General features: G+C 33.5%; 2 pseudogenes. One reads left to right on the top strand and one right to left on the bottom strand.

The annotated features are described in order from the left end of the window. A pseudogene (locus DFQ07_RS15420) lies at positions 1–1,439 on the bottom strand (PKD domain-containing protein); the annotation flags it as partial. A gap of 486 nt (positions 1,440–1,925) precedes the next feature. Here DFQ07_RS15420 and DFQ07_RS15415 point away from each other — a divergent pair. Continuing rightward, positions 1,926–2,090, top strand: a pseudogene (locus DFQ07_RS15415) (tRNA uridine-5-carboxymethylaminomethyl(34) synthesis GTPase MnmE); the annotation flags it as partial. Positions 2,091–2,284: the final 194 nt, after the last annotated feature.

The following is a 2,284-nucleotide window of genomic DNA, read 5'->3' as shown; positions in this document are numbered from 1 at the left end:
TCATCTATGTATGTTATACTAGCAATTACTCCATCATCTGAGGCAGTATAACCAGTAGTAACAAAACTATCTTTAATATCAGAAGATTCTGATAAACTAAAAGGATATCTAGCATTAAGAGCTGTAATATCATTTTCATCACAACCTTCTATTCCTAAATTTTCGGGTACACTAATAACAGGGTTTTCATTATCTATTGACACTAAAGTGATTGAGTCTTCTTTTTGACATCCATCGGCATCCGTAACGGTAACCGTATACGTTCCTTCTATTAAACCACTAAGGTCTTCAGTAGTTGCTCCTGTATTCCACAAATAGGTGTAAGGTGCTATTCCTCCTGATACTGTTAAATCAATAGCTCCATCACTTCCTCCACAACTTAAATCACTTCCTAAAAGAGAAAGTGATAATTCTTGGGGTTGTGTAATAGTAACTTCTGCTAATGCAATACAACCGTTAGCATCTGTAACGACAACATCGTATGTTCCTTCTGTTAAGCCACTAATATCCTCAGTAGTAGCTCCCGTATTCCATAAGTAAGTATACGGTGCTTTTCCTCCTGTTACAGTTAAATCTGCTGCTCCATCACTTCCTCCATAGCAACTAGCATTTGTTCCTACTATACCTGCGTTTGGAGTACTATCAATATTAATATTTTTCGTTATTGAATTTGTATCTCCGTCTTCATCGGTTACAATTAAGGTTACCATTTTAGTTCCTGAACTAGTGTAATTAACTAAATGAGGTCCTTCAGTTGTTGCCATTGATGGAGAAGAATCTGTTCCAAAAGTCCATTGATATGTTAAGGTTCCATCTCCTCCTGTAGAAGTATTTGTATAGGTTGCTCCTTGAAAGCCACTACCTCCTGTTCCACAATTATATTCAAACGTAAAATCTGGTGCAATTGGTGTTTGTACATCTATTGGTGGTAAATTTTCACCAGAACATTTTGACTGTTGTGTAGCACAACCTGGACCTACAATACTACCTGGAGTTTGCCATGAAATATAAACATCTGTTAAGGTTAATTCTTCACCGCATGTGTAATTCACCAGTTCAAACATCTGATAAACTCCTGGACTAATTGACCCTGATATACCTATACTTATTTTGTCGGTACCTACATAAACGTTTCCGTCTTTATCAATCTTATCGGTACCATTCATTAAGTAAAACTGTAAGTATAAATCTATTTTACTTGCAGCTTTAGAAATATCTACATATAAATAGATATCTGTTAATGGATCACCAACCGTACATGTAGTTATCGGATCTCCATTAATGTCTCCAATATAAACACTTCCAATTTCGACGTCTTGAGCGCCGCAACCAGAAACATTACATGGAGCTTGCATTGTAACTGTTGTCTGTGAAAATACTAGACCTCCGCACAACAGCAAAACAATAAAAATTAGTTTTTTTAAATGAGTAGTTTTCATTCCCATATCTAAAATTTTAAGAGATTAACTTTTATAATGCTCTCTAAACTAGTTTAGACAACATTTTCCTTACTAAAGTTTTAGTTTAATCTAAAACCCATACGGGGATGGGGTAAAATGGGGTTGGTTGGGGTTTGGGGTTATCCGCTTTCTAATAAAACCACATAGGGTTGTGGGTAGTGTAAATTAAAGGGTACTTGTTTCCTATATATTACAATTTGTAATACATGAATACACAAGCGTAAATACACAAGAATGTTCTAAAAATTTTACTGAGGATATAAAAATAATACGAGGTGGGAATGTATTATTTTTGAGAGGTTAACGTTTTTTGAGTATCAAAACTCTTATACCAAATGTAATGCATATTTTTAGTTTTTAAAAATGATTTTCTAAAAAAAGGTGTTTTCCCCTGTGTCTTTACAGGAAAAAAATATGTTCAAAATATTTAATTAAATTTCTTTTTTAAGTGGGCAATTTTACAGCATAATACAAAACGATACAATTATTGCTTTAGCTACTCCTGCTGGGGTTGGCGCTATATCTGTAATTAGACTTTCAGGTGAAGATTCTATTAAAATAGTGAACTCTTTTTTTACTTCAATTCACAAAAATAAGTCATTGCTAAATCAAAAGTCGCATACCTTAAATTTTAGATTTTTTAATTAATTAAAAACCCCAATCCAATATGCGGAATTGGATCAGGGCAAAAGAAAACTACTCTACGGGAGACTAATTACTTATTTTTAGCTATTTATAATCATTAACAATTATAAATTTCGAACGTCGGTTTTCTTGGTGTTCTTCTTCTGTACATTGAACACCATTTGAGCATTTATTAACTA

The sequence above is a fragment of the Tenacibaculum caenipelagi genome, from assembly GCF_004363005.1.
Lineage (GTDB): Bacteria > Bacteroidota > Bacteroidia > Flavobacteriales > Flavobacteriaceae > Polaribacter > Polaribacter caenipelagi.
This window is presented reverse-complemented; position numbering and strand designations above follow the sequence as displayed.